Annotated in this window: 24 protein-coding genes; 11 read left to right on the top strand and 13 right to left on the bottom strand. The window is 67.3% G+C overall.

Going from position 1 to position 25,623, the window contains the following annotated elements; all coding sequences use genetic code 11:
* The first annotated feature begins 78 nt into the window (after nucleotides 1-78).
* On the top strand, nucleotides 79-1,278 hold the full coding sequence (locus tag NP4_RS23060; RefSeq protein WP_082876159.1) for a DUF418 domain-containing protein: 1,200 nt from the start codon (nucleotides 79-81) through the stop codon (nucleotides 1,276-1,278).
* Between the two features lie 5 nt (nucleotides 1,279-1,283).
* Here the strand turns inward: NP4_RS23060 and NP4_RS23065 are convergent, their stop codons facing one another.
* Nucleotides 1,284-2,414: an MFS transporter gene (locus NP4_RS23065; RefSeq protein WP_082876146.1), complete on the bottom strand. Its 1,131-nt coding sequence runs from the start codon at nucleotides 2,412-2,414 to the stop codon at nucleotides 1,284-1,286.
* A 132-nt stretch (nucleotides 2,415-2,546) separates the two neighbouring features.
* Here NP4_RS23065 and NP4_RS23070 point away from each other — a divergent pair, with 132 nt between their 5' ends.
* A complete protein-coding gene (locus NP4_RS23070; RefSeq protein ID WP_068001435.1) occupies nucleotides 2,547-3,296 on the top strand; it encodes a helix-turn-helix transcriptional regulator in 750 nt (249 codons plus the stop codon).
* A 74-nt stretch (nucleotides 3,297-3,370) separates the two neighbouring features.
* Here NP4_RS23070 and NP4_RS23075 read toward each other — a convergent pair whose 3' ends face one another.
* The gene (locus NP4_RS23075; protein WP_068001438.1) at nucleotides 3,371-4,081 is read right to left on the bottom strand and encodes a TetR/AcrR family transcriptional regulator; all 711 of its coding nucleotides are present in this window, start codon (nucleotides 4,079-4,081) and stop codon (nucleotides 3,371-3,373) included.
* Between the two features lie 102 nt (nucleotides 4,082-4,183).
* Here NP4_RS23075 and NP4_RS23080 point away from each other — a divergent pair, with 102 nt between their 5' ends.
* Complete coding sequence (locus NP4_RS23080; RefSeq protein ID WP_068001440.1) at nucleotides 4,184-5,083, top strand: AurF N-oxygenase family protein; 900 nt, start codon at nucleotides 4,184-4,186, stop codon at nucleotides 5,081-5,083.
* Nucleotides 5,080-5,958, top strand: coding sequence for a DUF4873 domain-containing protein (locus NP4_RS40150; RefSeq protein ID WP_082876148.1), 879 nt, complete (start codon nucleotides 5,080-5,082; stop codon nucleotides 5,956-5,958). Before NP4_RS23080 ends, NP4_RS40150 begins: the two co-directional genes overlap by 4 nt.
* A 40-nt stretch (nucleotides 5,959-5,998) precedes the next feature.
* On the opposite strand, the gene NP4_RS23090 is transcribed toward NP4_RS40150, so the two are convergent.
* From NP4_RS23090 to glnA, 3 genes are all read right to left on the bottom strand, one after another.
* On the bottom strand, nucleotides 5,999-6,355 hold the full coding sequence (locus NP4_RS23090; protein WP_068001443.1) for a nuclear transport factor 2 family protein: 357 nt from the start codon (nucleotides 6,353-6,355) through the stop codon (nucleotides 5,999-6,001).
* Nucleotides 6,356-6,443: 88 nt separating this feature from the next.
* Complete coding sequence (locus NP4_RS23095) at nucleotides 6,444-6,812, bottom strand: arsenate reductase family protein (RefSeq protein WP_068001665.1); 369 nt, start codon at nucleotides 6,810-6,812, stop codon at nucleotides 6,444-6,446.
* A gap of 11 nt (nucleotides 6,813-6,823) precedes the next feature.
* Nucleotides 6,824-8,371, bottom strand: coding sequence for a type I glutamate--ammonia ligase (glnA, locus tag NP4_RS23100; RefSeq protein WP_082876160.1), 1,548 nt, complete (start codon nucleotides 8,369-8,371; stop codon nucleotides 6,824-6,826).
* A gap of 410 nt (nucleotides 8,372-8,781) precedes the next feature.
* On the opposite strand from glnA, the gene NP4_RS23105 reads away from it, so the two are divergent.
* The 5 genes from NP4_RS23105 to NP4_RS23125 all read left to right on the top strand — a co-directional run bounded on the left by NP4_RS23105 (nucleotide 8,782) and on the right by NP4_RS23125 (nucleotide 15,993).
* Complete coding sequence (locus NP4_RS23105) at nucleotides 8,782-10,548, top strand: AMP-dependent synthetase/ligase (RefSeq protein ID WP_068001449.1); 1,767 nt, start codon at nucleotides 8,782-8,784, stop codon at nucleotides 10,546-10,548.
* Nucleotides 10,549-10,566: 18 nt separating this feature from the next.
* A complete protein-coding gene (locus tag NP4_RS23110; protein WP_062503954.1) occupies nucleotides 10,567-11,754 on the top strand; it encodes a PucR family transcriptional regulator in 1,188 nt (395 codons plus the stop codon).
* A gap of 514 nt (nucleotides 11,755-12,268) precedes the next feature.
* Nucleotides 12,269-13,702, top strand: a complete 1,434-nt coding sequence (locus tag NP4_RS23115) for a condensation domain-containing protein (RefSeq protein WP_068001452.1) — start codon at nucleotides 12,269-12,271, stop codon at nucleotides 13,700-13,702.
* A gap of 82 nt (nucleotides 13,703-13,784) precedes the next feature.
* Nucleotides 13,785-14,414 carry a TetR/AcrR family transcriptional regulator gene (locus tag NP4_RS23120; protein WP_068001454.1) on the top strand — a complete coding sequence of 210 codons (630 nt, stop codon included), beginning with the start codon at nucleotides 13,785-13,787 and terminating at the stop codon, nucleotides 14,412-14,414.
* A gap of 52 nt (nucleotides 14,415-14,466) precedes the next feature.
* Nucleotides 14,467-15,993, top strand: a complete 1,527-nt coding sequence (locus NP4_RS23125; RefSeq protein WP_068001457.1) for an FAD-dependent monooxygenase — start codon at nucleotides 14,467-14,469, stop codon at nucleotides 15,991-15,993.
* Nucleotides 15,994-15,995: 2 nt separating this feature from the next.
* Here the strand turns inward: NP4_RS23125 and NP4_RS23130 are convergent, their stop codons facing one another.
* The 7 genes from NP4_RS23130 to NP4_RS23160 all read right to left on the bottom strand — a co-directional run bounded on the left by NP4_RS23130 (nucleotide 15,996) and on the right by NP4_RS23160 (nucleotide 23,096).
* Nucleotides 15,996-17,297 (bottom strand): glycoside hydrolase family 1 protein, encoded by a 1,302-nt coding sequence (locus NP4_RS23130; RefSeq protein ID WP_068001668.1) that lies wholly within the window; start codon nucleotides 17,295-17,297, stop codon nucleotides 15,996-15,998.
* A gap of 102 nt (nucleotides 17,298-17,399) precedes the next feature.
* Nucleotides 17,400-17,777, bottom strand: a complete 378-nt coding sequence (locus NP4_RS23135; RefSeq protein WP_068001460.1) for a nitroreductase/quinone reductase family protein — start codon at nucleotides 17,775-17,777, stop codon at nucleotides 17,400-17,402.
* A 132-nt stretch (nucleotides 17,778-17,909) separates the two neighbouring features.
* A complete protein-coding gene (locus tag NP4_RS23140) occupies nucleotides 17,910-19,208 on the bottom strand; it encodes a glycoside hydrolase family 1 protein (RefSeq protein ID WP_082876161.1) in 1,299 nt (432 codons plus the stop codon).
* Nucleotides 19,209-19,303: 95 nt separating this feature from the next.
* Entirely contained in the window at nucleotides 19,304-20,179 is an 876-nt protein-coding gene (locus NP4_RS23145) for a 5-oxoprolinase subunit C family protein (protein ID WP_068001463.1), read from the bottom strand.
* On the bottom strand, nucleotides 20,176-20,826 hold the full coding sequence (locus NP4_RS23150; RefSeq protein WP_068001466.1) for a 5-oxoprolinase subunit B family protein: 651 nt from the start codon (nucleotides 20,824-20,826) through the stop codon (nucleotides 20,176-20,178). The genes NP4_RS23145 and NP4_RS23150 overlap by 4 nt, the downstream gene beginning before the upstream one ends.
* A 199-nt stretch (nucleotides 20,827-21,025) precedes the next feature.
* A complete protein-coding gene (locus NP4_RS23155; RefSeq protein WP_114755565.1) occupies nucleotides 21,026-21,772 on the bottom strand; it encodes a LamB/YcsF family protein in 747 nt (248 codons plus the stop codon).
* Nucleotides 21,773-21,803: 31 nt separating this feature from the next.
* Nucleotides 21,804-23,096: an MFS transporter gene (locus NP4_RS23160; RefSeq protein ID WP_068001468.1), complete on the bottom strand. Its 1,293-nt coding sequence runs from the start codon at nucleotides 23,094-23,096 to the stop codon at nucleotides 21,804-21,806.
* A gap of 164 nt (nucleotides 23,097-23,260) precedes the next feature.
* Here NP4_RS23160 and NP4_RS23165 point away from each other — a divergent pair, with 164 nt between their 5' ends.
* Nucleotides 23,261-23,983 carry a GntR family transcriptional regulator gene (locus NP4_RS23165; protein ID WP_068001471.1) on the top strand — a complete coding sequence of 241 codons (723 nt, stop codon included), beginning with the start codon at nucleotides 23,261-23,263 and terminating at the stop codon, nucleotides 23,981-23,983.
* Entirely contained in the window at nucleotides 23,976-24,494 is a 519-nt protein-coding gene (locus NP4_RS23170) for an NUDIX hydrolase (protein ID WP_068001474.1), read from the top strand. The genes NP4_RS23165 and NP4_RS23170 overlap by 8 nt, the downstream gene beginning before the upstream one ends.
* Nucleotides 24,495-24,909: 415 nt before the next feature.
* Here NP4_RS23170 and NP4_RS23175 read toward each other — a convergent pair whose 3' ends face one another.
* Nucleotides 24,910-25,590, bottom strand: a complete 681-nt coding sequence (locus NP4_RS23175; protein WP_068001477.1) for a TIGR00266 family protein — start codon at nucleotides 25,588-25,590, stop codon at nucleotides 24,910-24,912.
* Nucleotides 25,591-25,623 lie beyond the last annotated feature (33 nt).

Genomic DNA, 25,623 nt, shown 5'->3' on the forward strand with positions numbered 1-25,623 from the left:
GGGTCGACCCCGGGGTGTACAGCAGGTCAGCCGTTCGGTGGATGCGCGCATCCATACGATCGTATGAGAATCGACGGCATGGCCGACTCCCCCGCCCGCGTCGCCGACGCCAATGCCGCTGTCCCCCAAACCGGTTCGCGGCCGTCCCGGCTGCCCGCCCTCGACGTGCTGCGCGGCATCGCCATACTCGGCACCCTCGGCACCAATGTCTGGATCCTGACCCACCCCGCCGGATTCGTCGGCTACCTGCGCGATCTCGATCCGCCCGACGGCTGGTGGCTGTGGGCCGAACGGATCCTGCAGCAGTTGGCCCAGGGCAAGTTCCTCGGCCTGCTGACCGTCATGTTCGGCATCGGGCTGGCTATCCAGCAGCGTTCGGCCGTGCGGGCCGGGCGCGCGTGGCCCGGCGGATATCCGTGGCGGGCGGCGCTGCTGCTGTTGGACGGCCTGCTGAACTTCCTGTTCGTCGCGGAGTTCGACGTGCTGATGGGCTATGCGGTCACCGGCGCGGTGGTGGCCTTCCTGCTCGCGACGAGCGAACGCGCCCGGCGGCGCTGGCTGATCGGCGCGGCGGCGGTGCACGTGAGCATGCTGACCCTGATCGCCCTCGCCATAGCCCTTGCCCCCCAATCCGATACGCCCGCCGATCCGACATTCGATCCGAATCCGTATGCCGATGGCTCGTTCTGGGATCTGGTGGTGTTCCGGGTGCACCACGCCGGCCTGTTCCGGTTGGAGACGATCTTCGTCTTCCCGATGTCTGTCGCGCTGTTCCTGTTGGGCGCGTGGCTGTTTCACGCGGGCGTGTTCGAGGTCCACGGCGCGCGGCTACGGCGACGCCTCATGTTGCTCGGCTTCGGCGTCGCCGCACCCCTGGATCTGGCCCTGGGCCTGTGGCGCCACAATCTCGTCCTGATCACCCGCTACGGCACCGCTCCCCTGGTGGGCCTGGCCATCCTCGCGCTGGTCGCGCGGTTCTATGTCACGCGCGAGCGGACCGGTCCGGTGGGCCGCCGCTTCGCCGAGGTCGGCCGGATGGCCTTGAGCTGCTACATCCTTCAAAACCTGGTCGCCTCGGCCCTGTGCTACGGCTGGGGCCTGGGCCTGGCAGCCCGAATCTCGGCCGATGCCCGGATCCCGTTCACCATCGCCGTCCACCTCCTGGTGAGCGCGATCATGATGATCTTCGCCCACCTGTGGCTGCGCCGCTTCGAGCGCGGCCCGGTGGAATGGCTGTGGCACAACAGCTATCGCGCCCTGACCCGCGACCGGGACTGAACCGATCACCCCGCCTCGCGCGCCGAACCCTGCGGCGCGGGCAGGAACAGCCCGCACACCACCGCGACCACCGGCACCGCGCACAGCACCGTCAGCACGGCCTGCGGGCCGTGCCGGTCGGCGAGGGCCCCGAGCAGGGGCGCGAACAGACCGCCCACGCTCACGGCCAGGCCGAGGGTGACACCGGAGGCGGTACCCGGGCGTCGAGGCAGGTAGTCCTGACCCAGTTTGACCAGGACGGCGAAGGGGATATTGATGGTCAGACCCGCGAGGGCGGCCAGGGCCAGGGCCGCGTGGGGATCCGGGGTCAGGCGCAACAGAATCAGGGCGGGGATGGCGGCGAGGGCGCCGACGTGGATCGTGCGCAGCACTCCGGCGCGGTCGGCGATGCGGCCGCCGAGCAGGGTGCCGCCGACACCGCCGGTCAGGAAGGCGGTCAGGGCCGTACCGCCCAGGGCGGGGGACGCACCGAGGTGGTTGATCCAGTACAGCGCGATGAAGGTGTTCATGCCGAAGTAGACGATCGCGCGGACGACCGCCACGGCAGTCAGAATGGCGAACGCTCCCCACCGATCCTGCCCCGCATGGGCTTTCGCGGCAGTCGCCACCGCCGCGCGACGCTGTTGATAGCGCCACAGTACGAATCCCATCAGCACCGCGGGCGCGATGAACAGTGCCGTCGCACCCACTCCCAGCGCTACCAGCGCGGGTGTTGCCAGTGCCGGGGCGAGGAAGAATCCGACGCTGCCGCCCGCGGCGAACAGACTCATACCGGTGGCACTGTCACCCGCGTCGCGGCGAGCGTCTCGTCCGGCCGCGGGATGGAACGCCGCGACGCCACATCCGGAGATCAGCAGCAGAGTCCACACCAGCCAGTAGCCCGGCGCGAGGCCGGTGAGTCCGGCGGCCGCACCGGCCACCGCGAGTCCGGCGGGCGCCATCCACAGCAGCCGCCATCGATCGACGAAGACACCCAGAATCGGTTGCGGCAGAGAACTTCCCAGCGTCGCCGCCAAGGCCAGCCCGGAGGCCGCGACATAACTGTAGCCCCGCTCCACCACGAAGAACGGGATCGCGGCGGGTACCAGTCCCTGATAGAAATCGTCGACCACATGCGCGGCCACCCAGTACCGCATCCGCCGCCACACCGACACCGGGGCGACCGCACCCTCGACCGTTGTCACGCGTTTCCCCTTCCCACACAGGGCAATCCGAGGAATTACGCTAGGCGAACGATCGGTGACGAGCTTCCGATAAAATGCCAGATTGTGTCGATCATCCGCCATGCACCGATCGCGCCCACCCATACCCGATATCTCACCGGCGACGACCGCATCGACCGACATCGCCACGACGATCATCAGCTGGTCTTCCCCAGTTCGGGCGCGGCCGAGGTCCGCACGGCCGCGGGCAGTTGGATCGCGCCGGGCGATCGGGCGATCTGGATCCCGGCCGGTTGCTGGCACGAACACGACTTCCACGGCCCGACCCGATTCCACACCGTCGGCTTCGCCGCGCACCGCACCCTCGGCCACCGGACGCCATTGGTCCTGACGGTCACACCGCTGGTGCGCGAGCTGATCATCGCCTGCACCACCGCCGAGGATCTGCCCGCGGCCGAACTCGATCGCATGCGCGAGGTGCTGCTGGATCAATTGCGCCGCAGCCCCGAACAACCGCTGCGCCTGCCCGTTCCGACCGATCCGCGCCTGCGCGCGGCCTGCGCCCTGGTCGACGCCGATCTCACCGCGGGCCGAACCCTCGCCGAACTGGGCCGCACGGTCGGCGCCTCCGAACGCACACTCACGCGCCTGTTCCGCGCCGAACTCGGGATGACCTATCCGCAGTGGCGCACCCATCTGCGCCTGCACCGCGCGACTCGCCTACTGGCCGAGGGCGATCCGGTCACCAGCGTGGCGCTGAACTGCGGCTGGTCCTCCCCCAGCGCGTTCATCGATGTCTACCGCAGATTCTTCGGTCATACGCCGGGCTCCCGACGCTCCGCGCCGGGAATGTGAAGGTAAGGCCGGGAAAGCGGGGCAGGGCCGGGAACATGGGGGCAAGGAGCGCGAACGTGGAGGCAAGGCCAAACCTACTGCGCCGGTAACGCTTCCGCCTGTACGAGCAGATCGGCCACGAGGGTGTCGCGCTGCAGCGGCACGCCGAGGCTGCGGGCATTACCCTCGAACAGCGCCAGCACCGAGGAGGACAGGATGCCCTCGACCTGTTCGGAGGACAGCGTCGAGGCGATATCGCCACGCCAACTGTTGACCACCCCGTCGACGAAGCCGATGATGCCGAACGCCATCGGCCGTGCCCGATTGGGGTCGATGCCGAACCGCGCCAGCGATGTCGCGAACAGATCGGCCAACCGGCCGCCGATGCGATCGCGCGCGCCCGCCAACGCCCCCGAATCACCGTGCGGCGCATCCTCGGCGAGAAACCGATGCAGATGCGGATGCCGCTCGATCCAACCCACATAGGTGCCGACCGCCCCGCGCACCGCGTCCTTGAGCGTCCCGTCGGCCCGCAGCGTCGGCATCAACTCCGCCAGCAGCAACTCCAAAATCCGACGGCGGATCTGCTCGTCCAGATCGGCCCGGCCGTCGAAATGCCGGTACACCACCGGCCGGGGCAGCCGCAGCCGATCGGCGATCTGCTGCACCGAGACGTCGACGCCGCACTCCTCGATCACCGCCACCGCGGCATCGAGCACCTCCGCGCGGCGCTGCTGCTTGTGCCCGTTCCAACGCGTCGTGCGGCCGTCGAGCCGCGACCCGGACTTTCCGCTGGTATTGGTCACATGTCAACGATACCGGTCCCGCTCTTGACCGCTACACCGTGTCTCACTAATCTGAGTGTTACAGCTTGTATCGGCTATTTTTCAACCTTGTGGAGAGCTGTCATGGGCAACGACGCCACACTGCTCCCAGCGGAGTCCTTCGCGCAGCGACTGCTGACCGGATCGGTGAAGAAGTCCTACGACCCGGTCGTCGACCTGGACTGGGACGCACCCCTGGATCCCGGCAAACTGTTCCTGCCGCCGGAAGTGGTCTCCCTCTACGGCACCGAACTGTGGGACTCGATGACCCCGCAGCAGCGCCGGGAGCTCTCGCGCCAGGAACTGGCCAACGTACTGTCGGTCGGCATCTGGTTCGAGAATCTGCTCAACCGATTACTGTTGCGCGAGTTGATGAACGGCGATCCCATCAGCCGTCATTCGCACTACACACTCACCGAGATGGGCGACGAATGCCGACACATGATGATGTTCGGCAAACTCATCGATCGCATCGAGGCCCGGCCGTACTGGCCCAAACCGCCCGCGCGACTGGCCATCTCGGGATTGCAGCTGTTCCTGCGCGGCTCCATGACCTGGGTGGGCGCGCTGGTGGGCGAGGAGATCTTCGACGCCATCCAACGCAAGACGATCGATGACCCCGAACTGCAGCCGCTGGTGGCGCGCGCCATGCGCATCCACGTCACCGAGGAGGCCCGCCACATCGGCTTCGCCCGCGACGCGCTGGCGCGCCGGGTGCCGACCATGTCGGCGGCCGAATTGGCCTATACCCGTTTATGTGTCGCGGTCGCGGCCCCGCTGTTCGTTCATCTGATGACCAACCGGCACATGTACACCCGCGCGGGATTGGACGGCCGTCAGGCCCGGCGGATCGCGCGCGCCAACCCGCACGCCAAACACGCCCTCGGCACCGGCGCGGCGAATCTCGGTGCGTTCCTGGACAAGCAGGGTCTGATCGGCCCCGCGGGCAAGTGGATCTGGCGACGGCGAGGACTGTTGGCATGAGGATTCGGCGACGCGCCCGCGGCGCCGAGGTTGATGTGCTGGTCGTCGGCGCGGGGGCCGATGAGCTACGCGTAACGCGTGAGCTGTGCCGCGACGGCGGCGAGGTCGTCGTGCTGGGACCCGACGATCCCGTCACCGCCGCCGAATTCGACGCCGGGACCGATCGCTGGGTCGTGCGCACCGCGCGCGGCGAACATCGGCCGCGCGTGGTCGTCCTCACGCCCCCGGACGAGTTCGACGACTGGCGGCTGAAAGGCATCGGGGGCCGCACGATTCAGCAGGCACGCGGTAGCGCGGCCCAGTTCGGCATCGCCCTGCACGGCTTCCCGAATCTGTTCTTCCTCACCCCGCCACCCGTCTCGGATGTGGTCATGCCGCTTACTCCGATCGAGGCTCGCGCGAGCTATATCCGGCGCGGTGTGGATCTGCTGCGCCGCACCTCGAGCACCCGCATCGAGGCCCGTGCGGCGACTCAGCACGAATTCGACCGCCGCCTGCGCGTCGATCCCGGCTATCGCCCGTCGCTGCGCCGCCCGGCCCGGCGTCATTTCGATCTGACCGTCGCCGCCGATCGCGAACCGGCCGACGAATATTCGGGCCCCGCGCTCCTGGACGCGCCGGGGGCCGAACTGATGGTGACCGTCGCGCTCAACGGCCATCCCGATCCCATCGACGGCCACTACCACTGGTACGGCCGCATCGCCGCCGCCGAGGGCGACGACCTGCCCGATCCGGGTCGAGGACAGGTCTTTCTCACCCTGCCCGGCGGTCATCCCACCGCCGGCCGCCTGCAGGAACGCGATCCCTGGGGACATCTGCGCATCGTCGGCGTCGGCGCTCCCCCATACCCGCTGGAACCCGCCGCGCCGCACTGAGTCCCGGCCGAGGCCGGGAACCCGTGCGGCGCAGGGGAATTCAGCCGGGCACCTTGTCCAGGAAGCCGAGCACCTGCTTGACGCGCCCGCCCTCGAGCACGATCACATCGAACCCGATCACCAGCGGCTCGCCGCCGGGCGCGCCGAGCAACCAGGTGAACCGCGCGATGTCGTTGTGCCCGTCGACCGGACCGAGGCTGAAACCCAGACCCGCGAACTGCGCCTGCGCGCCCGCGATGACCTGGTCGATCGCCTCGACGCCCGCGACCTGGGCCAGCGGATCGGTATAGGTGGCCTCGGGGGTGAACACCTCCGCCAGCAGCGCCCGGCGCTTGTCCGCGTCCTGCTCGTTCCAGCTGTCGATGTACCGCTGTGCAATGTTTTCGTATTCGCTCATGAGACAAGCATCTGCGCCACACACATCGGAGTCGATTACGCGTGAGGTAATGCCCGCGCACGCGAATCCCGCTGCGGCACAGCCTTGATCACAACACCGAGCGCAGCGACTGCTCGTCCCGCGCGACCACCGCGCGTCCGTCCGGGGTGGCGACGATGGGCCGCTGGATCAGCCTGGGATGGGTGGCCAGCGCCTCGATCCAGCGCTCGCGATCGGCGGGCGTCCGCGACCAGTCCGCGACCCCGAGCTCCTTGGCATCGCCCTCGCCGGTGCGGGTGATATCCCAGGGCTCGAGACCCAGCCGCTCGAGGATCGCCCGGATCTCCGCGGCGCTGGGCGCATCCTCCAGATACCGCCGCTCGACATAGGCGATACCGGCCTCGTCGAGCGCCGCCTTGGCCGCGCGACTCTTCGAACAGCGCGGGTTGTGCCAGATCTCAGTCTGCTCCGATGTCATGAACACACAGGTTAGACGTCGAAGTACAGCTCGAATTCGAACGGGTGCGGGCGCACGTTGATCTCGGCGATCTCCCCGTCGCGCTTGAGCCGGATCCAGGTTTCCAGCAGGTCCTCGGTGAACACTCCGCCCTGAGTGAGGTAGTCGTGGTCGGCCTCGAGCCGGTCGATCACCGCGGCCAGGCTCGCCGGGGTCTGCACCACCTCGGCGGACTCCTCGGGAGTGAGTTCGTAGAGGTCCTTATCGATCGGCATCGCGGGCTCGAGCTTGTTGAGCACCCCGTCCAGACCCGCCATCATCATGGCCGCGAACGACAGATACGGATTGCCCGAGGAATCCGGGCAGCGGAATTCGAGCCGTTTGGCATTGGGGTTGGCTCCCGTCACCGGAATGCGCACGGCCGCGGACCGATTGCGCTGGCTGTAAACCAGATTCACCGGAGCCTCGAAACCCGGGACCAGACGCTTGTAGGAATTCACCGTCGGATTCGTGAATGCCAGCAGCGACGGCGCGTGGTGCAGTAGCCCACCGATGTAGTGCCGCGCCAGATCCGACAGACCGGCATAACCCGCCTCGTCGTAGAACAGCGGGGCGCCGTCCTTCCACAGCGATTGATGGACGTGCATACCGGATCCATTGTCGCCGAACAGCGGTTTCGGCATGAAGGTCACCGTCTTGTCGTGCTGCCAGGCGGTGTTCTTCACGATGTACTTGTACAGCTGCAGATCGTCGGCGGCGGCCAGCAGCGTATTGAACCGATAGTTGATCTCGGCCTGCCCCGCGGTGCCGACCTCGTGATGCCCCTTCTCCAACTCCAGCCCGGCACGCTGCAGATTCGTACACATGACATCGCGCAGATCGACATCGTGATCGTAGGGCGCGACCGGGAAATAGCCGCCCTTGGCCCGAATCTTGTAGCCGCGGTTGATACTTCCGTCGGGGTTGTACTTCTCGCCGGTATTCCAGTCCGCCGAGGCCGAATCCACCTCGTAGAACGCGCGATTCATGGTGGTGTCGTAACGCACCGCGTCGAAGATGTAGAACTCGGCCTCCGGACCGAAATACGCGGTATCGGCCAGGCCGGTGGAACGCAGATAATCCTCGGCCTTGCGGGCCACATTGCGCGGATCGCGGCTGTAGGCCTCGCGGGTGTGCGGATCGTGGACGAAACAGTTGACATTGAGCGTCCTGGCCACCCGGAACGGATCCAACCGGCAGGTCCGCAGATCCGGCAGCAGCAGCATGTCGGATTCGTGGATCTGCTGGAACCCTCGGACGGAGGAGCCGTCGAACGCGATGCCGTCGTCGACCAGTTCGGGGCCGAACATCTTCGCCGGAACGGAGAAATGCTGCTCGACGCCGGGAACGTCGCAGAAGCGCACGTCGATGTATTCGACATTCTCGGCGTGGACGAAGTCCAGGACGCCTTCCGTGGTTGGGGTGATCACCGGTAACTCCTCGTGAATGCGCGGCCGCCGGTTCCACGATACGACTTCCCGATCGCCGCCGGACCGCGAATCGCATTGGCTAACAAGATCATTCGAGAATCGAGGGGCCATTGCGGCGATTCGCGGCGGCCGTCGCGCGTCCAGCGGGGAGCGCGGCACACCCGCGAGCGCTCATCGATGCAAATTAATAGCTTATCGCTATGATCTTCGCATCGACTCCAGCCTGGCAGGCGCGCCCACAAATTGATAATGTCACTGACCGCTTCCACCCGAAAGCCAGATGTGAAGATCATACGTCCGCCGAACCGTCCTGCTCAGAGCGAACACCGCTGTTCAACTCTAGTGCAGAGTGCACAATAGAGGTAGAGGCACTCTGCCCGATTGCCGGTGGCGGCGGGAACCGCGATGCGGTGTGCTGGAGGGTGACGCCGGGGTCGCTGTCGTGACCTCGACCATCGTGAGCCAGAGGTAGGTTTGTGAGTTCTTCGACGGTTGCGACCGGCTCGACCCGGCCGCGCACCATGTGTGAGGCGTTCCAGAACAATGTGGCGCGCTATCCCGATCAGGTCGCACTGCGTACCCGTGGCGATACCCAGCGCATCACCTGGCGTGAGTACGGCTCCCGCGTCCGCGCCATCACCACCGGCCTGGCTGGTCTGGGCGTGCGCCCCGGCGACACCGTGGCCCTGATGCTGACCAATCGTCCCGAATTCCACCTCTGCGACACCGCCGTCCTGCACACCGGCGCGACCCCGTTCTCGGTGTACAACACCAATCCGGTCGACCTGCTCACCTACCAGTTCGGCAATGCCGAACCGCGCGTGGTGATCTGCGAGTCCCAGTTCGCCCCACAGATCGTCGCCGCCGTCGAAAAGGCTGCGGCCCAAGGACATCAGGTCGAAAAGGTGATCTGCGTGGACGGCGCGCCCGAGGGCACCGTGGCGCTGTCGGATGTCGAGGCCACCGAGGCGCCGGACTTCGATTTCGAATCCGCCTGGCGCGCTGTCGATCCCGAGGATCTGCTGACCATCGTCTACACCTCCGGCACCACCGGTCCACCCAAGGGCGTCGAGCTCACCCATACGAACTTCATCGAAAATGCCCGCATCGTAACGGATCTGGGCGGCGGCAGCCCCGAGGACAAGGTGGTGTCCTATCTGCCCGACGCCCATGCCGCCAACCGCTGGTTCGCCCATTATCTCAACCTGCTGACGGCCGGGCAGATCACCACGGTCCCCGATCTCAAACAGGTCGCCGAGGCGCTGGCGGAGGTGCATCCCTCGGTATTCCTGGGCGTGCCCCGCGTCTGGGTGAAGGTCAAGGCCGCCCTGGAGGAAAGGCTTGCCGCCGAACCGAGTTCGCTGCGCCGCGGCCTGACCGACTGGGCCATCTCGACCGGCCGGGCGCGCGCCCGCGCGGTATCGGACGGCCGTCGGCTCGGCGCGCTGGACAAACTGCGTTACGCCGCGGCCGATCGGCTCGTACTGTCCACCATCCGCACCCGGCTCGGACTCGACAAGGTCCGCGTCGCGGTCACCGGGGCCGCGCCGATCCCGCGCGACACCCACGAATTCTTCCTGGGCCTGGGCCTGCCGCTGTGTGAGGGATACGGCATGACCGAATGCACCGCGGGCGCCACCCTCAACCGGCCCGATCGCATCAAGATCGGTACCGTGGGCCTGCCGATTCCCGGCTCCGAGGTGAAGATCGCCGAGGACGGCGAGGTGCTGGTGCGCGGCAAGATGGTCATGCGCGGCTATCGCAAGGATCCCGAGAAGACCGCCGAGGCGCTGGATTCCGACGGGTGGCTGCATACCGGCGATATCGGCGAGATCGACGACGAGGGCTACCTGAAGATCGTCGACCGTAAGAAGGAACTGATCATCAACGCGGCGGGCAAGAACATGTCGCCGACCAATATCGAGAACACCGTGACCGCCTTCACCCCGCTGGCCGGAACGGTCGCTGTTATCGGCGAGGGGCGCCCCTACAACACGGCGCTCATCTGCCTCGATCCCGATCTGGTCAAGTCCTTCGCCGAACGCCATGATCTGCCCGGCGACGATAACGCCGCACTCGCGGCGAATCCCCTGGTACGGGCCAATATCGAGGAGGGCGTCGCGGCCGCGAACGCCCAGTTGTCGCGGGTCGAGCAGGTCCGCAAATTCGTGGTGCTGCCGGATGTCTGGGCTCCCGGTAGCGAATGCCTCACCGCGACCGGCAAACTGCGGCGCAAACCCATCGCCGCCGCATATGCCGATACCATCGAATCCCTCTACGCAACGTAGCCCGGACGGGAGGACGCAGTGGAATCGCCGAGCCGGGATCAGGCCATCGAAGCCCTGTATCAGCGTGCGGGAGTGCTCATCCGTGAGTTCTCCGACAGCATGCCGCCCTATCGCACGATCCCGCGGTCGCTGGTGGCCTCGGCCTTCGAGCGCGGCACCAAGCTGAATATCGAGCTGTTCTTCGAATACCTCCGGCACGGGCGCATGCCCGCGCCGGAGGAGACCCGCGAACTGGTCGAGCTGGCGCTGGACCGGGTGCGCGACGGGGAACCGCTCGACGAGGTGCTGGGCCGCTATCGACAGGGTGCGGAATTCATCTACACCCGGCTGCGCGCGGCCGCCCAGCCCGGCGAACGCGATCTACTCGCCGATGCGGCACTTCCCCTGTTGCAGTACGTGACTCAGATCGTCGAGCGCATCGCCACGGCCTGTGTACGCCGCGCCCACGATCCGCGCTGGGAACTGCTCGAGCGCCGCCGCGGTATCGCCGATGCCCTGCTCACCGGGCGCGATCCGGTGGAATGGGCCGACGAGCCCGCGATCACCGTGCCCGACGCGTTCCTCATCGCGGTGTTCCGGCTGTCGACCAATACCCGCGAGCGGCAGGGTCTGGACACCAGCGAGCTGCGGCACTGCATCGAAGCCATTCCGGGCGTATTCCTGCGCCTGGACAGCGGCGGTTGGACGGCCCTGGTCCCGCTGCAGCCCGGCGACGACGGCACGGCCACCTCGCACGCCCTGTCCTCGCGGCTGCCCGCCCGCAATCCCGATGCGGCGCCGCCCTTCTGGGTCGGCATAGGCGCCGCCCGCACCCGCGCGGACATTCCGGCGGTCTTCGCCGAGGCGCGCGTACTCGCCGAACTGGGCCGCTGCCTCGACCGCACCGAATTGGTCTGCCGCCGCAAGGATCTGCAGTTCGAGTACACCGTGGCGGCCAGTGGTCCGGCCCGCCCGGGTCTGGCGACGGTCCTCGCACCGCTGGACAGCCAGCCGCTGCTCGCCGAGACGCTCGAGGTGTTCGTCGACACCGGATTCAACCAGCTGGCCACCGCGCGGCTGCTCAACATCCACCGCAATACCGTCACCTACCGGCTGGCCCGGGTACACGAACTGACCGGGCTGGATCCGCATCGGCCCACCGATGCCATGACGCTGTCGGCGGCCCGCATCGCCCGACGGCTCGAATCGGCCTCCTTCGCACCGTGATCCGCGCCGTGCGATAGCCGTCGATCCGCCGCCCGCCCCGGCCGCGGCTCGACGGCCGCGCCGAATGCCCGGACGCCACGGGTTCCGAATGTTAAATCCGGAAGAATTCGACGTTAATCGCACTGTTCGGGCGGGTTGAGCGCATTGCGCGCGGACCATGCATTCCAACGCGAAGCGCGTGGTCGAAACACGAGGATTGCGGCATTGTCCGTTATTCGCCAGCTATTTGCTGTAGTTATTTCACCCCCTCGTTACACCCCGCCCGAGACCTCGCCGTAACCTTAATTGGTCAGATGACCCAGAGCATCGACATTCCGGCGAACAACGAGGTCGCCAGGAGTTTCCGACGAGGGCACGCGCCCCGGAACGCGAGCGAGAATTTCCCGCAGCACACCGGAAAACTACTTCCGGTCGGGATTTTCTGAGCGCATATCCGGTCACGCGCCCGTCGTGCGACGCCACGGAACCCGACATACCGCGGCGCCCACCGACGCATCGGACGAGGAGTACCGATATGGATATGATCCGGCTCAGTGACTGGCTGCCTAAGCCCGGCGAGTTGCTCGACTTCCCACCGACCGCGACCGCCCGCGCGGCCGCCGCTGCCGCTGATCCCGCCCCGATCCCGCCGTCGTACATCCAGGACTTCCATCTGCGACATCGCGATCCCGCGCTGTCGATCTGTTTCACCATCGCGGCGCCATTGGACCGAAAGGCCCTGTGTCGCAGCTTCGTCCAGTTCCTGCGCCGCCACGACGGGTTGCGCTGCTGGTTCGTCGACGACGGTCGCCGCCGCAGCGGACGCGTCCTCGACCCGGCGTGGGTGGATCTGGATATCGTCTCCGAGGGTGGTTTCGACTCCGGCGAACAGCTGCGCGACCGCCTCGCCGACCGGTTCGCCGCCTGCGATCCGACCGTCTGGCCCGGCTTCGCGCTGGGCGCGATCGACCACGGCGACGACGGGTTCACCGTGTACCTGAGTCTGGATCACGCGTTCTCCGACGGCACCTCCCAGGTCGCGGCGATCTTCGAACTGCACCAGCTCTACACCTGCCACACCACCGGGGAGACGCCCGCGCTGTCGCCGGTCGGCGGCTATTCCGAGTTCGCGCGTCATGAACGCGCCACCGTCGACCAGCGCGGCGACGATGTGGACCGGCTGGCCCGGCTCATCGCCGCCGATCGGGACCATATCCGGCCGCTGCCCTGGGATCTCGGCCTCGAGCCGGGGGCGACGGCGATGAGTTTCGATCTGCGCACCGACTTGCTGACCGGCCCGGAATGCGAGGCGTTCACCCGTGCCTGCGCGGCCGCGAGCGGCTCGTTCGCCTCCGGCGTCTACGCCGCGATCGCGCTGACCGAACTCGAATCGGCCGGGCGCACCCGGTATGTCGGGCTCAATGTGGTCGGCACGCGCAACAATCCGCGCTTCCAGTTCACCCAGGGCCGTTTCGTGAATCTGCTGCCGATCGTCTTCGACGTCGGCGCGGCCGCTCGATTCACCGAACTGATCGGGCGGGCGCGCACCGCACTGCAGGACATCAAGCCACTGGCCGGAATTCCACTGTTCGCGGCGCTGGCCCGCGCGAACGAGTTGACCGGACAGGCGATCCCGGATGTTCGGGACTGGGCCTGGGTCTCCTGTCTGGATGCCCGCCCGATCTCCGGGGCCATGTTGGAACAGTCGCTGCCGGGACTGCATCGCGTCCACGGGCTCTGCGCGGCCCCGGCCACCGATCGCGCCTCGGCACTGGAATTCCATCGTGAGGCCGATCGGGTGCAGGTCAGCGTTCGCTATCCGGATACCGAGACCGCGCACGCCTCGGTGAGCCGATATGTGGAGCGACTGCGCACGGTACTGCGCACGGTCGCCGCAACCGGTGAGTTCGCCACGGCCGCACCGCTTTTCGACGCCATTCCCCAGGCGGGCGTGGTGCTGGCCCGCTGAGGATCGGATAATTATGCCCACCGGGCAAGATTTCCCACCGGGAAATCTTGCCCGGTGGGAAATCTTCTGTCATCCTGGATGCATGACCGAGGAGCCCGCGCTCTCCCTGCGAGAACGCAAGAAGCTCGACACCCGCCGCGCCTTGAGCGATGCCACACTCGCCCTGGCCTTCGAACGTGGTCTCGAAAACGTCCCGCGCGAGGACATCGCGGCCCGCGCCGGAGTATCGGTGCGCACGTTCAACAACTACTTCAGCAACAAGTGGGAGGCCCTGGCCTACCGACAGGTCGACCGCTTCGGTCGCAGTATCGACATCCTGCGGCAGCGCCCTGCCGACGAGCCCATCTGGCAGGCCCTGACCGAATCCCTTCTGGCCCCGATCGAGGCGGAGGTCGGGAACGCCGACGCCGGGCCGCCGACCCGGGCGCAGCTGGCCGAGATTCGGAAATTGGCCGATATTCCCGACGCCCGCGCCGCCATCACGGTCGGCCTGCAGGATCAACTGGTCGACGCGATCGCCGAACGCACCGGCACCGACCCGCAGCGTGAGTTGTATCCGCGGCTGGTCGCGGGAATAGCCATGGCCGCCGTACACGCCGCCTTCGAGATCTATGTGCGGTCCGATCCACCCGAACTCATCACAACGGTACTGCGTCAAGCCTTTTCGCTCGTGGCCGACGGAGCGCCCGTCCTGGACATCACCTGGCACTGAGCCCGGTGCACACCTTCGAAACATCAATAACAAACAGGGGGTTCACCTCGTCATGTCCGAAATACGAACCGATGTCCTGATTTCCGGCGGTGGACCCAACGGCCTGCTGCTCGCCTCCGAACTCGCCCTGGCGGGGGTGCGGCCGATCGTGCTGGAGACACACCCCGGACCGGGCAGCGAGCCCAAGGCGAACGGTATGGTCGGCCAGATCCCGCGCGTCCTGGATCTGCGCGGCATCCACCCGGGCCGGCCGGAGCCGTTGCCTTTCTACATCTTCAGCGGGCTCACCATGGACTTCCATGCGCTGGCGGACAATCCGATGTACGCGTGGATGATTTCCCAACCGGAGCTCACCGCGCTGTTGGCCGACCGCGTCCGCGGCCTCGACATCGATATGCGCTGGGGCCACACCCTTGCCGATTTCGCCCAGGACCCCGACGGCGTCACCGCGACCGTCTCCGGCCCCGACGGCGAATACCGGATCCGGGCTCGCTATCTGGTCGGCGCCGACGGCGGAAAAAGTATGGTGCGCAAGCGATCCGGCATCGGCTTTCCGGGTTTCACCTCGACCGATCGCATCTCCCGCGCCGCGAATGTCGAGATACCCGACCTGGTCCGCCTGCCCACGGGCGGCTACGAGCTCCCCGGCTACGGCCCGGTGACCTGGGGTCATCACTGGACCGAACGCGGCATGTTCGTCCTCGCCGAATTCCAGCCCGGCCGAACCATGCTCGCGACCGGCGAATACGACACCGAGCCGATCGACGAGAACGCGCCGATGACCATGGCGGAATTCAGCGCCAGCGTCAACCGGGTCCTCGGCATCGACCTGGAGATCCGGCCACCATCCTGGGAGGGTCCGCATGTGATGCGTCGCCTGGTCGGCCAGAACACCCGCACCGCCGAACGCTACCGCGACCGCCGGGTCCTGCTGATCGGCGATGCGGCCCATGTGCATTCGGCCATGGGCGGCCCGGGGCTGAACCTCGGTATGCAGGATGCGATGAACCTCGGCTGGAAACTCGCCGCCGAGGTCCACGGCTGGGCCCCGGCGAATCTGCTCGATACCTATGAGAGCGAACGCCGCCCACTGGCCGAACGCGTGATGATCAGCTCCATGGCCCAGGGTGCGCTCATGAAACCCGGACCCGAGGTGGGCGCGCTGCGCGAGGTATTCGGCGAACTGCTGCGGATCGATCCGGTGATCGACCATATGGCACAGCTGATGAGCGGAGCGGACATCCGCTACGCCACCGGTTGTGATCATCCGCTCGCGGGCCGCCTGGTTCCCGACTTCACGGTCGAGACCACCAACGGCCCCAGGCGAATCGCCGAACTGCTCCGCTCGGGCCGCCCGGTGCTGCTGGATCCGCACGATCGCCTCGGCGCCGAACTCACCGGCTGGTCCGACCGGATCGACCTCGTCACCACGCCCGCACCGCAGGCCCCGGCCGCCGCGATCCTGATCCGACCGGACGGCTATATAGCCTGGGCGACAAGCGAATCCAGTGCCGATGGCCTGGCCGAGGCCCTCACCCGCTGGCTGGGTCCGGCTCGCTCCCTGGCCGTGACGGAATGAGCTCAGCGCACCGGATCGATACAGCTGAACGGCGGGTCGACGATCGAACACGGTGTCGGCGGACGGGTGGGGCGATAGTCATCCGATACGCCGCCATCGGCGATGATGTCGCGATAGGCGGGCACGCCGTCGGTAGGGTGACGCGTGAGCGACGGATCGGTCTTCACGTTCACGGTGTAGAGGCCGAAACGCGGTGTGTAGGAGCCCCATTCGTAGTTGTCGGTGATGCTCCAGTAGTTGAAGCCCATCACGTTCATCCCGTCGGCCTTCGCGCGCTGCAGCCAGTACACGGTGTCACGCAGATTGTCGCCACGCCACCAGCCGTCGTCGCGCTGCTGACCGTTCTGGGTGGGCATGCCGTTCTCGACGATATAGAGCGGACGGCCCGGGAACTGCCGGGCGTAATGACGCAGGGCGTAGTAGATGCCCTCGGGTTGCAGCGGATTCGCCCACGGTGTGTTCTTCGTCAGCGCATCGATCGGCGAGGGCAGGCTGCCGTAGTAGTAGTCGATGCCGACGTAGTCGAGTTTGTCGGCGATCCGATTCTCGAACGGCGCCGCGGCCAGCGACTCGTAGCCCGGGGTGTAAGACACATTGCTGGTCACCATCGCACCCGGCTGCCGGGAGTGGATGTAGTCGTAGATCGCCCGATGCGCGGTGACCTGCCGATCCAACGCGATACCGGCCTGCTCGGGCGGCAGATTGCCCTGGGCGACGAAAACCGGCGGCCCGAGGGTCGGTTCGTTGAAGGTCACCCACAGCGGATCGTCCCCGGCGTAGCGGTTCACCACCGCGCGCGCATTGGCCAGCCAGTCGTCGACTATGCCCGGATTACCCCAGCCGCCGCGATCGGCCTCCCAACCGGGATACACCCAGTGGTCGAGGGTGATCATCGGTCGCATACCCGCGGCACGGATCGCCCCGATCACACTGTCGTAGAACTCGAATCCCGCCTCGTCCCACTCCCCCGGGCGTGGCTGCACGCGCGCCCATTCGACGCTGATCCGGTAGACCTTCGCTCCCAGATCGGCCGCCAGCCCGATGTCCTCGCGATAACGGTGATAGAAGTCGACCGAATTCAAGTACGGATCCGGCACTCTTCCCGACGCCGCGTAGCGGCTCCAGTTGCTGTCGGGTGCACTACCCTCGCTCTGGAATCCCGAGGACGATACGCCCCACAGGAAATCACCGCCGACCGGCGGCGCGGCCTGCGCCCGGGCGGGGCTGAGCCCACCCAGCGTCAATACGGCCGCCGCGGCCAGCGCGCATACGGCAGCGGGACGAAAGCCTGTCACGCGTCGAATCACCAGCACACCCTCTCACTTCGTTCACACATCGTTCGAGGACCGCACGCTTCCCCAGTGTTCTTACCACCCCCGTACGGTCATCCGACCAACCGACATGGGTCAGGCCGGTCGGGCCTCGAGGTAGTACTCCGCCCCGATCAAATGAAGTACCTGACGCACGCCGGCCGGGGCCCAGCTCGCCGCCGGATCGTGACGCACGGTCGGATCGGTCAGCAGCAGCGGCTGGCCGCCGGTCTCGAGTTCGAAGGTCCCCGCGGCCACGATGTTCTTGACCCAGTCGACCTCTCGGCCATAGGTGAGGGCGAACCGATAGGCGCCGTCGCGGTGGAAGATCGACACCGGAGTGCGATAGACGCGACCGGAATTGCGGCCCTTGTGCACGATGACCCCGAAGCCGGGCGAACGGCCCGCCAGCGGGCCCGCGATGCGGTTGGTGACTCGTCGGTTGAACTTCGCCAGCGCCTGTGGCAACGGCATGAGCGTGCCCCTCTCGGAAGTCCCTGCGCACCACAGGCTACGCCGCCACCCGCGCATTCGGGCCGTGATCGCGGGCAGGGGTCCGAAAGACGCTGCGCAGCTGGCAGATCCGCAGCTACCGCGGCCGCGCGATCATCGCACCGGCTCCACGCAACTGGCGGGCGGGTCGACGATCGAGCACCGCGTCGGCGGCCGCGTGGGGTGGTAATCCGCGGGCACGCCGCCGTGCGCGATGATGTCGCGGTAGGCGGGGACGCCGTCGGTCGGACGACGGGTGAGGGTGGGGTCGGACTTCACATCGACCGTGTACAGGCCGAAACGCGGTGTGTAGGAGCCCCATTCGTAATTGTCGGTGAGCGCCCAGTAGTTGTAGCCGATCACGTCGATGCCATCGGCCTTGGCGCGCTGCAGCCAGTACACCGTATCGCGCAGGGCGTCCGGTCTGGTCCAGCCGTCCGCGCGCGGCTCGCCGTTCTTGGTGGGCATCCCGTTCTCGATGATGAACAATGGCTTGTCCGGAAACAGCCGTGCGTAGTGCCGTAGCGCGTAGTAGATGCCCTCGGGTTGCAGCGGATTCGCCCACGGCGTATTACTCGCCAGATCGGCGGGCGAGGGAATGTTGCCGTAGTAGTAGTCGATTCCGATGTAGTCGAGTTTGTCGGCGATCCGGTTCAGGAACGGGATATCGGCCACCGACTGATAGCCGGGCGAATAGTTCACATTGCTGGTGACCATGGCATTCGGCTGTCGGGAGTGGATGTAGTCGTAGATCGCCCGATGCGCGGCGACCTGCCGATCCATCGCGACGCCGATCTGGTCGACGGGCAAATTGCCCTGTGCGGCAAAGATCTCCGGACCGACATTCGGCTCGTTGAAGGTGATCCACAGTGGATCGTCGCCGGCGTAGCGGTCGGTCACCGTGCGCGCGTAGGCCAGCCAGTCGTCGACCATGCCCGGATTGCCCCACCCGCCACGCTCGATCTCCCAGCCCGGAAAACCCCAGTGGTCCAGGGTGATCATCGGTCGCATACCCGCCGCGCGGATCGCGCCGATCACATTGTCGTAGAAGGCGAGTCCCTGCGGGTCCCATTCCCCGGGCCTGGTCTGCACGCGCGCCCATTCGACGCCGATCCGGTACACCCTCGTGCCCATCGCCGCGGCCAGCCCGATGTCCTCGCGATAGCGGTGATAGAAGTCGACCGAATTGCCGTAGCGGTCGGGCGGAGCATCGGAATTCGCGTATCGGCTCCAGTTGCTGTCGGGGGCGCTGCCCTCGCTCTGGAATCCGGAGGACGATACGCCCCACAGGAAATCACCGCTCAGCGGAGGCGCGGCCTGGGCGGCGGTCGGCGCGATTCCGACCAGGGTCAACAGCACCGCCGTCGTGAACGCGAACGCGGTAGCGCGGCGTAAGCCGGTCGTGCGCCGAATCACCGAACACACCCTCTCGCAGCATCGAGGATCGCAACACCTCACTTCTTACCATTCGGAAGTAGTCGCGGCGACTCGACGTGGAAGTGCGGCGGTCAGGGTCGCCACGGACGGAAGCGGACCCGCTGGCCCGGCCGGGCCTGCGCCAGTGCGTCGACATCGGCGTCGATCACCGTGCCCACCACCGGATATCCGCCGGTGATCGGATGATCGGCGAGAAAGATCACGGGCTGTCCGGACGGCGGTACCTGGATCGCGCCCAGTGGCATACCCTCGGTCGGCAGTTCGCCGGCGGTGGTGCGCCGCAATGTCGGAGCGTCCCCGGCACGGTCCAGGCGCAGGCCGATACGGTCGGAATCACTGGAGACCTGCCAGCCGCCGGTGAACAGGTCGGTCGGATTCTCGAACCAGTCGTCCCGGGGGCCCAGGACCACTCGTGCGACGACCGGTTCGTCGCGCATCGCGGCCACCGGGGCCAGCGCCAGATCGGGCCAGCGCCGCGGCGGTGGGCCGATCGGGAGTTCATCGCCCGCGCGCAGCGGTTCGGGTCCGAGACCGGCCAGGGTGTCGCGGCTGCGCGAACCCAGGACCGGGGGCACGTCGATACCGCCGCGCACCGCGACGTAGCAGCGCAAACCCACTGGCGCGACACCCAATTCGAGCCGCTGGCCCTCCTTCAGGAACAGCACCGACGCCAGCCCCTCGGCACGGCCGTCGACCGCGATCGGAGCCGGCGCGCCCGTCACCGCGAGAACCGTCGGGGCGGTCGTCGTCAAACTCACCCGTCCCAGCACACATTCGATGGCCGCGGCGGATTCCTCATTGCCTACCAGCCGATTCGCCAGCGCCAGCGATCCGCGATCGGCCGCACCGGATACACCCACCCCGGCGTGGAACCATCCGGGTCGCCCCAGATCCTGGATGGTGCTGAACATTCCGGGCGCGACCACTCGCAATGCCGCGCAACTCATCGCCTGCTCCCATTCGCATCCACCCGCACGAAACGCACCCGGGTCCCCGGCCGCAGCAGTGCGGGTTCGGTTCGGTCGAGGTCCCACAGCGTCACCTCGGTGCGGCCGATGATCCGCCAGCCGCCCGGCGACTTGCGCGGATACACCGCACTGTAACCGCCCGCCAGCGCCACCGATCCGGCCGGAATCGAGGTGCGCGAGCGATCACGGCGCGGCACGGTCAGATCGGCGTCGGGTGACTCCAGGTAGCCGAAGCCCGGGGCGAATCCGACGAACGCGCAGCGCCACAAATGCTTGGTATGCCGGTCGACGAGTTCGGTTTCCGTGATGCCGAGCGCGTCGGCGGTCTCCGTGAGATCGGGTCCGTCGTAGCACACGGGAATCAGCAATGGCGCTACGTCGCTTGCTGTTTCGATCCCGCGATCGACCAGTTCGGCGACGACGGAATGCACCTGATCGGCGATCTTCGCCGCGCAGGCGCGCGCCGCCAGGGTGAGCAGAACGGTACCCGCCGCGGGCAGCACATCTGTCACGCCGTCGATCGGTCGGGTGCGCAGTCGCTCCGCGAGGCCCGACGGCGTCACCCGGTCGGGCACTTCGAGGAGCAACGCCCGATCCCCCGCCGGCAGTATCCGAATGTCGGTCATATCCGCGCCCCGGTCCCCTGTCCTGCGTCGAGCCCCGCTGTCCCCACGGCCGAGCCGCCCAGTCCGCCATTCCGCCACGGCCCGACGGCCGCGGACCACAGCGTCTCGAACAGCGCCACTCCGCCGCCGGGTCCACGTCGCCGCTCGGCACGAATGGTTGTCCCTGGCGCTGCCGCACAGCCGCCGTCGCCCGTTCCACTCATGCGAATGCCCGCAGCTCGACGCCCTTGGCGCCCAGCGCTTCCCGGATGGCCTTGGCCATGGCGACCGCACCCGGCGAATCGCCGTGTACGCACAGACTCCGGGCGGGCACCTCGACCGGGGCGCCTTCGAGGGTCCGCGTCGCGCCGTCGACGGCGATCGATATCGCCTGTGCCAGCGCGGCTTCTGGTTCCAGCACACTCCCCGGTTTGCTGCGCGACACCAGCGTCGCCTCGGGGGTGTAGGCGCGGTCGGCGAAGCCCTCCGCGTGGAACGGCACCCCGGCCGCCTCGGCCGCCGCCTGCAGTTGCGAGCCGGGCAGGCCCAGCACGCTCAGGTGACCGAATTCGGCGACGGCGGAGACGACCGCGTCGGCGATCTCGCGCTCGCCGCAGGCCGAGTGATACAGCGCGCCATGTGGTTTCACATATCGCACCCGATCACCGGCCGCGCGGGCGAAGGCGTCCAGTGCGCCGATCTGATACAGCGTCTCATCGGCCAGCTCACGCGGCCCGACCGCCATGGCTCGGCGGCCGAATCCGGCCAGATCGCGGTAGGAGATGTGCGCGCCGATCCGGACCCCCCGCTCCACCGCCAGCGCGCAGGTCCGCCGCATGATGGACGGATCCCCGGCGTGGAAGCCGCACGCGATGTTGGCACTGGTGACGATCTCGAGCAGGGCCGCGTCATCGCCCATGGTCCAGGCGCCGAAACCCTCGCCGAGATCACTGTTCAGATCGATCATCGCACTCCCTCGCTTCGTGACATACCTTGTCTCACGCCAACTCTCGCCCGCGCGTCTCGGGCAGCCCGAGCAGCGCCAGCACCGCGACCGCATAGCCCAGCGCCCCGAACAGCATCGCACCTGTGAGCCCGAACGAGGTTCCGGCCAGATAGCCGACCGCGGTCGGGAACACCGCGCCGACGCCGCGGCCGAAGTTGTAGGTGAAGCCCTGTCCGGTGCCGCGCAACTGGGTGGGGTACAGCTCCGACAGATACGAGCCGAAGCCGGAGAAGATCGCCGAGGTCGCGAAGCCCAGCGGGAAGCCGAGCACCAGCACCAAAGTGTCGGCGCCCTGCGGGATCTGGGTATAGGCGACCATGAACACCACCGACAGCACGGCGAACAACTGGATATTGCGCTTGCGGCCCAGCTTGTCGGTCAGGATACCGCCGCTGATGTATCCCAGGAACGCGCCCGCGATCAGGAAGACCAGATAACCGCCGGTGCCGACCACTGTCAGATGCCGACTCTTCTTCAGATAGGTCGGCAACCAGGTGGCCAGCGTGTAGTAGCCACCCTGCACACCGGTCGCCAGCAGCCCCGCGAAGACGGTGGTGCGCACCAGATCCCGGCCGAAGATCGCGCCGAAACGGCCGCGCCCGGGCGCGTGCTCGCGCCGCTGTTCGATCACCGCGGCATCGGTGACGCTGCGTCGCACCCACACGATCAACACCGCGGGCAGCGCGCCGGTGAAGAACAGCACCCGCCAGGCCTGTCGCTCGTCGAACAGCTGGAACACCACGGTGTAGACCAGCACGGCCAGTCCCCACCCGGCCGCCCAGGCGCTCTGCACGTACGCGACCGCGCGGCCGCGATATTCGGGCCGGGCGTATTCGGCGACCAGGATCGCCCCGGCGGCCCATTCACCGCCGAAGCCGAGCCCCTGTAGCGCCCGGAAGACGAGCAGACTCTCGAAATTCCATGCGAAACCGCACAGCACGGTGAAGATCGCGTACATCGCGATGGTCAACTGCAGGGTCCGCACACGCCCGATGCGATCGGCGAGCGTACCCGCGATCGCACCGCCGACGGCCGAGACCACCAGCGTGACGGTGGTGAGCAGCCCCGACTGTCCGGTGCTGATCGCGAAATACGACGCGATCGCGCCCAGTGACAGCGGCAACACCTGGAAGTCGTAGGAGTCGAGGCCATAGCCGCCGAAAGCACCCGCGAACGCCCGACGGCCGGTCGCACCGAGAGTTCGGAACCAGTCGAACGGCCGCGCGGCGGCGCTCCGACTCGGCTCGGGTGTCCCGTCGGGAGGACTGATGAAGGTGTAGGTCATGGTGACCCCCTCAATAGCGCTTCGGGTGTGGCAGAGATCTCATCGTACGAAATCGTTGAACGATCCTGCAATACTGCGATTGGATCGTTCGCATCCGGTGATCTCCGCGCGGTAGATTCGGATCCGACATATCCGCACGTGGTTCGGCACCCGAGGAGGACGCGATGGCGCAACCCGCCGTCGAGACCTATGCCACCCTGGCCGCGCATCGCGGCAAGCTCGACCGCGCCAGTCGCAGCGCGCAGGTGGCCGATATCGTCCGCGACGGCATCCTGGACGGCGCCTTCCGGCCGGGTACGCGACTGTCGGAACCGGATATCTGTGCGGCGCTGACGGTTTCGCGCAATACGCTGCGTGAGGCGTTCCGCACCCTGATCGAGGAGCGGTTGGTCGTGCACGAACTCAATCGCGGTGTCTTCGTGCGCATTCCGACCGTCGACGATATCGCCGAGGTCTACAAGTGCCGTCGCATCGTGGAATGCGCCGCGCTGCGCGAACATCCACGCACCGGCACCGATCTGGCACCGGTTGCCGCGACTCTCGAGCGCGCGGAACGCTGCGCGGCGCACAATGATTGGACCGGCGTCGGTACCGCGGACGTTGATTTCCACCGCGCGGTCACCGCGCTCAACGGCAGCGTGCTGCTGGATTCGCTCATGGCCGGCGTCTGGAACGACCTGCGGTTGATCTTCCACGTCGTCGCCGATCCCGAAACCTTCCACCGGCCCTACCTGCACCGCAACCACGAGGTGTTCGACGCGCTGACCGGCGGCGCGGCCGACACCGCCGCCACCCTGCTCTCCGACTACCTCCGCGACGCCGAAACTCAACTGCGTGCCGCCTACGCCGAGATCGACCGTCGCGGAAGGACTTCCACCCATGGGTGAGGTGATCGCCGTCTACGACCGCGCCGGACGCCCCATCGGCGCCGAGGAACGATCGACCGTCTACGCCGAGGGCCTGTGGCACGCCAGCGCCGGAGTCCTGGTGCGCTCCCCCGACACCGAACGCCTCTACGTCCACCGCCGCACCGAAACCAAGGCCGTCTTCGCGGGCATGCACGACTGCCTCGCGGGCGGCGTGGTCGGCCCCGACGAGGACCCCCGCACTGCGGCGATTCGTGAACTGTCCGAAGAACTCGGCATCGACATCCCCGCCGACACCGATGGCCCCCTCCCGCTGGCCAGCGCCTCCTGGGACGGCGAATGGGCCGGAAAACCCATGCGCTGCCACCTGTTCGCCTACGAACTCCGCTACGACGGCCCCATCCACCACCAACCAGAGGAAATCGCCGACGGCTGGTGGTGGACCGACACCGCCCTACGCACCCATCTGGCCGACCCCGCCTGGCCCTTCGTCCCCGACACCCGAGTCCTGATCCCCGACATCCTGAACTGACCCGCCCAACGACCTGCCGGAACGACGGGAGGGTGCAACCAGCCCCCGTCGTCCCCGCGCGCCCTTGGCCGGGCCCGAAAACCCGAGCGGCCACCAACTTCTTCATGTCCCCGCACACCCCCGAAAACCCGAGCAGCCCACCGGGTCTGCGGGGCCGGTGGGCTGTCGGTTTTGCGCGACTGCGCGTCTATTCGGCGCTGCCTGACAGCAGCTTCAGGATGGTTCGGGCCAGCAGGTCGGCCAACAGGCCCGCTGCGGAACCTGTGTCCATGGTGTCCTCCTCATCTCCGGGTCATCGCCACTCATTCGTAGCGACGACTGAAGCATGCCTGATTCACTTCTGAGCAGAAGCGCTTTTCGGGTGGAGAACGTACCGATGAGTCATGAACCCCTATAACATTTCTCGTGCTAACTATTAACCCGACGAGGTGACCGCACCGGCCCAGGCCGCGAAGGCGCCGGGATTTCGGGTCTGCAGCAGTACCCGGCCCGGACCGGTGAAGTCGAAGACCAGGCCCTCTCCGGATTTCAGCGACTGCAGCGATCGCCCCGATACCGCTCGTCGGATATTGAACTTCACGGCAAGGTCGTAGGCGACCACATGGCCGCTGTCGATGGTCACCGGCTCGCCGGGCTGCAGGTCGATCACGTCGATCGCCCCGAACACGCCCAGCACCACCTCACCCTGCCCGTGCGCGCGCAGCCCGAATCCGCCCTCGCCGCCGAACAGGTTCGCCAGTCCGCCCCACTTCGTTTCCACCTGCACGCCATGGGAATTGGCGATCCAACTGCCCCGGCTGACGAAGAACGGCCGGTCCTGTCCGATCGGCAACGCGAGCATATCCCCGGGCAGGGCGGGCGCGACGTCGACCCACCCGCCCTGCGGCGGCGCGGTGAACGTCGAGACGAAGAACGACTCACCGGCCAGCACCGACCGCTTCAATCCCGCCAGCAGCCCGCCCTCGGCCTTGGCCGTGAGTGTGACCCCGGCCGAATGTGCCAGCATGGCACCGCTTTCCACGCGCATCGGCTCACCCCCGGCGAGGAAGCAGCGCGCGACGGTCGAGGAGGGATTGTGCCGCAATTCCACCTTCATGTCGGCGACAGTAACAGTGCCGGGTATCGATCC

It is taken from the genome of Nocardia pseudobrasiliensis NBRC 108224, assembly GCF_001613105.1.
GTDB classification, from domain to species: domain Bacteria; phylum Actinomycetota; class Actinomycetes; order Mycobacteriales; family Mycobacteriaceae; genus Nocardia; species Nocardia pseudobrasiliensis.

Bases quoted from the DNA above. Each gene is read 5' to 3' on its own strand.
- NP4_RS23060 (WP_082876159.1), top strand. From the start codon at position 79: ATGGCCGACTCCCCCGCCCGCGTCGCCGACGCCAATGCCGCTGTCCCC.
- NP4_RS23065 (WP_082876146.1), bottom strand. From the start codon at position 2,414: ATGCGGTACTGGGTGGCCGCGCATGTGGTCGACGATTTCTATCAGGGA.
- NP4_RS23080 (WP_068001440.1), top strand. From the start codon at position 4,184: ATGGGCAACGACGCCACACTGCTCCCAGCGGAGTCCTTCGCGCAGCGA.
- NP4_RS40150 (WP_082876148.1), top strand. From the start codon at position 5,080: ATGAGGATTCGGCGACGCGCCCGCGGCGCCGAGGTTGATGTGCTGGTC.
- NP4_RS23090 (WP_068001443.1), bottom strand. From the start codon at position 6,355: ATGAGCGAATACGAAAACATTGCACAGCGGTACATCGACAGCTGGAAC.
- NP4_RS23095 (WP_068001665.1), bottom strand. From the start codon at position 6,812: ATGACATCGGAGCAGACTGAGATCTGGCACAACCCGCGCTGTTCGAAG.
- glnA (WP_082876160.1), bottom strand. From the start codon at position 8,371: ATGGCCCCTCGATTCTCGAATGATCTTGTTAGCCAATGCGATTCGCGG.
- NP4_RS23105 (WP_068001449.1), top strand. From the start codon at position 8,782: ATGTGTGAGGCGTTCCAGAACAATGTGGCGCGCTATCCCGATCAGGTC.
- NP4_RS23115 (WP_068001452.1), top strand. From the start codon at position 12,269: ATGGATATGATCCGGCTCAGTGACTGGCTGCCTAAGCCCGGCGAGTTG.
- NP4_RS23120 (WP_068001454.1), top strand. From the start codon at position 13,785: ATGACCGAGGAGCCCGCGCTCTCCCTGCGAGAACGCAAGAAGCTCGAC.
- NP4_RS23125 (WP_068001457.1), top strand. From the start codon at position 14,467: ATGTCCGAAATACGAACCGATGTCCTGATTTCCGGCGGTGGACCCAAC.
- NP4_RS23135 (WP_068001460.1), bottom strand. From the start codon at position 17,777: ATGCCGTTGCCACAGGCGCTGGCGAAGTTCAACCGACGAGTCACCAAC.
- NP4_RS23145 (WP_068001463.1), bottom strand. From the start codon at position 20,179: ATGAGTTGCGCGGCATTGCGAGTGGTCGCGCCCGGAATGTTCAGCACC.
- NP4_RS23150 (WP_068001466.1), bottom strand. From the start codon at position 20,826: ATGACCGACATTCGGATACTGCCGGCGGGGGATCGGGCGTTGCTCCTC.
- NP4_RS23155 (WP_114755565.1), bottom strand. From the start codon at position 21,772: ATGATCGATCTGAACAGTGATCTCGGCGAGGGTTTCGGCGCCTGGACC.
- NP4_RS23160 (WP_068001468.1), bottom strand. From the start codon at position 23,096: ATGACCTACACCTTCATCAGTCCTCCCGACGGGACACCCGAGCCGAGT.
- NP4_RS23165 (WP_068001471.1), top strand. From the start codon at position 23,261: ATGGCGCAACCCGCCGTCGAGACCTATGCCACCCTGGCCGCGCATCGC.
- NP4_RS23170 (WP_068001474.1), top strand. From the start codon at position 23,976: ATGGGTGAGGTGATCGCCGTCTACGACCGCGCCGGACGCCCCATCGGC.
- NP4_RS23175 (WP_068001477.1), bottom strand. From the start codon at position 25,590: ATGAAGGTGGAATTGCGGCACAATCCCTCCTCGACCGTCGCGCGCTGC.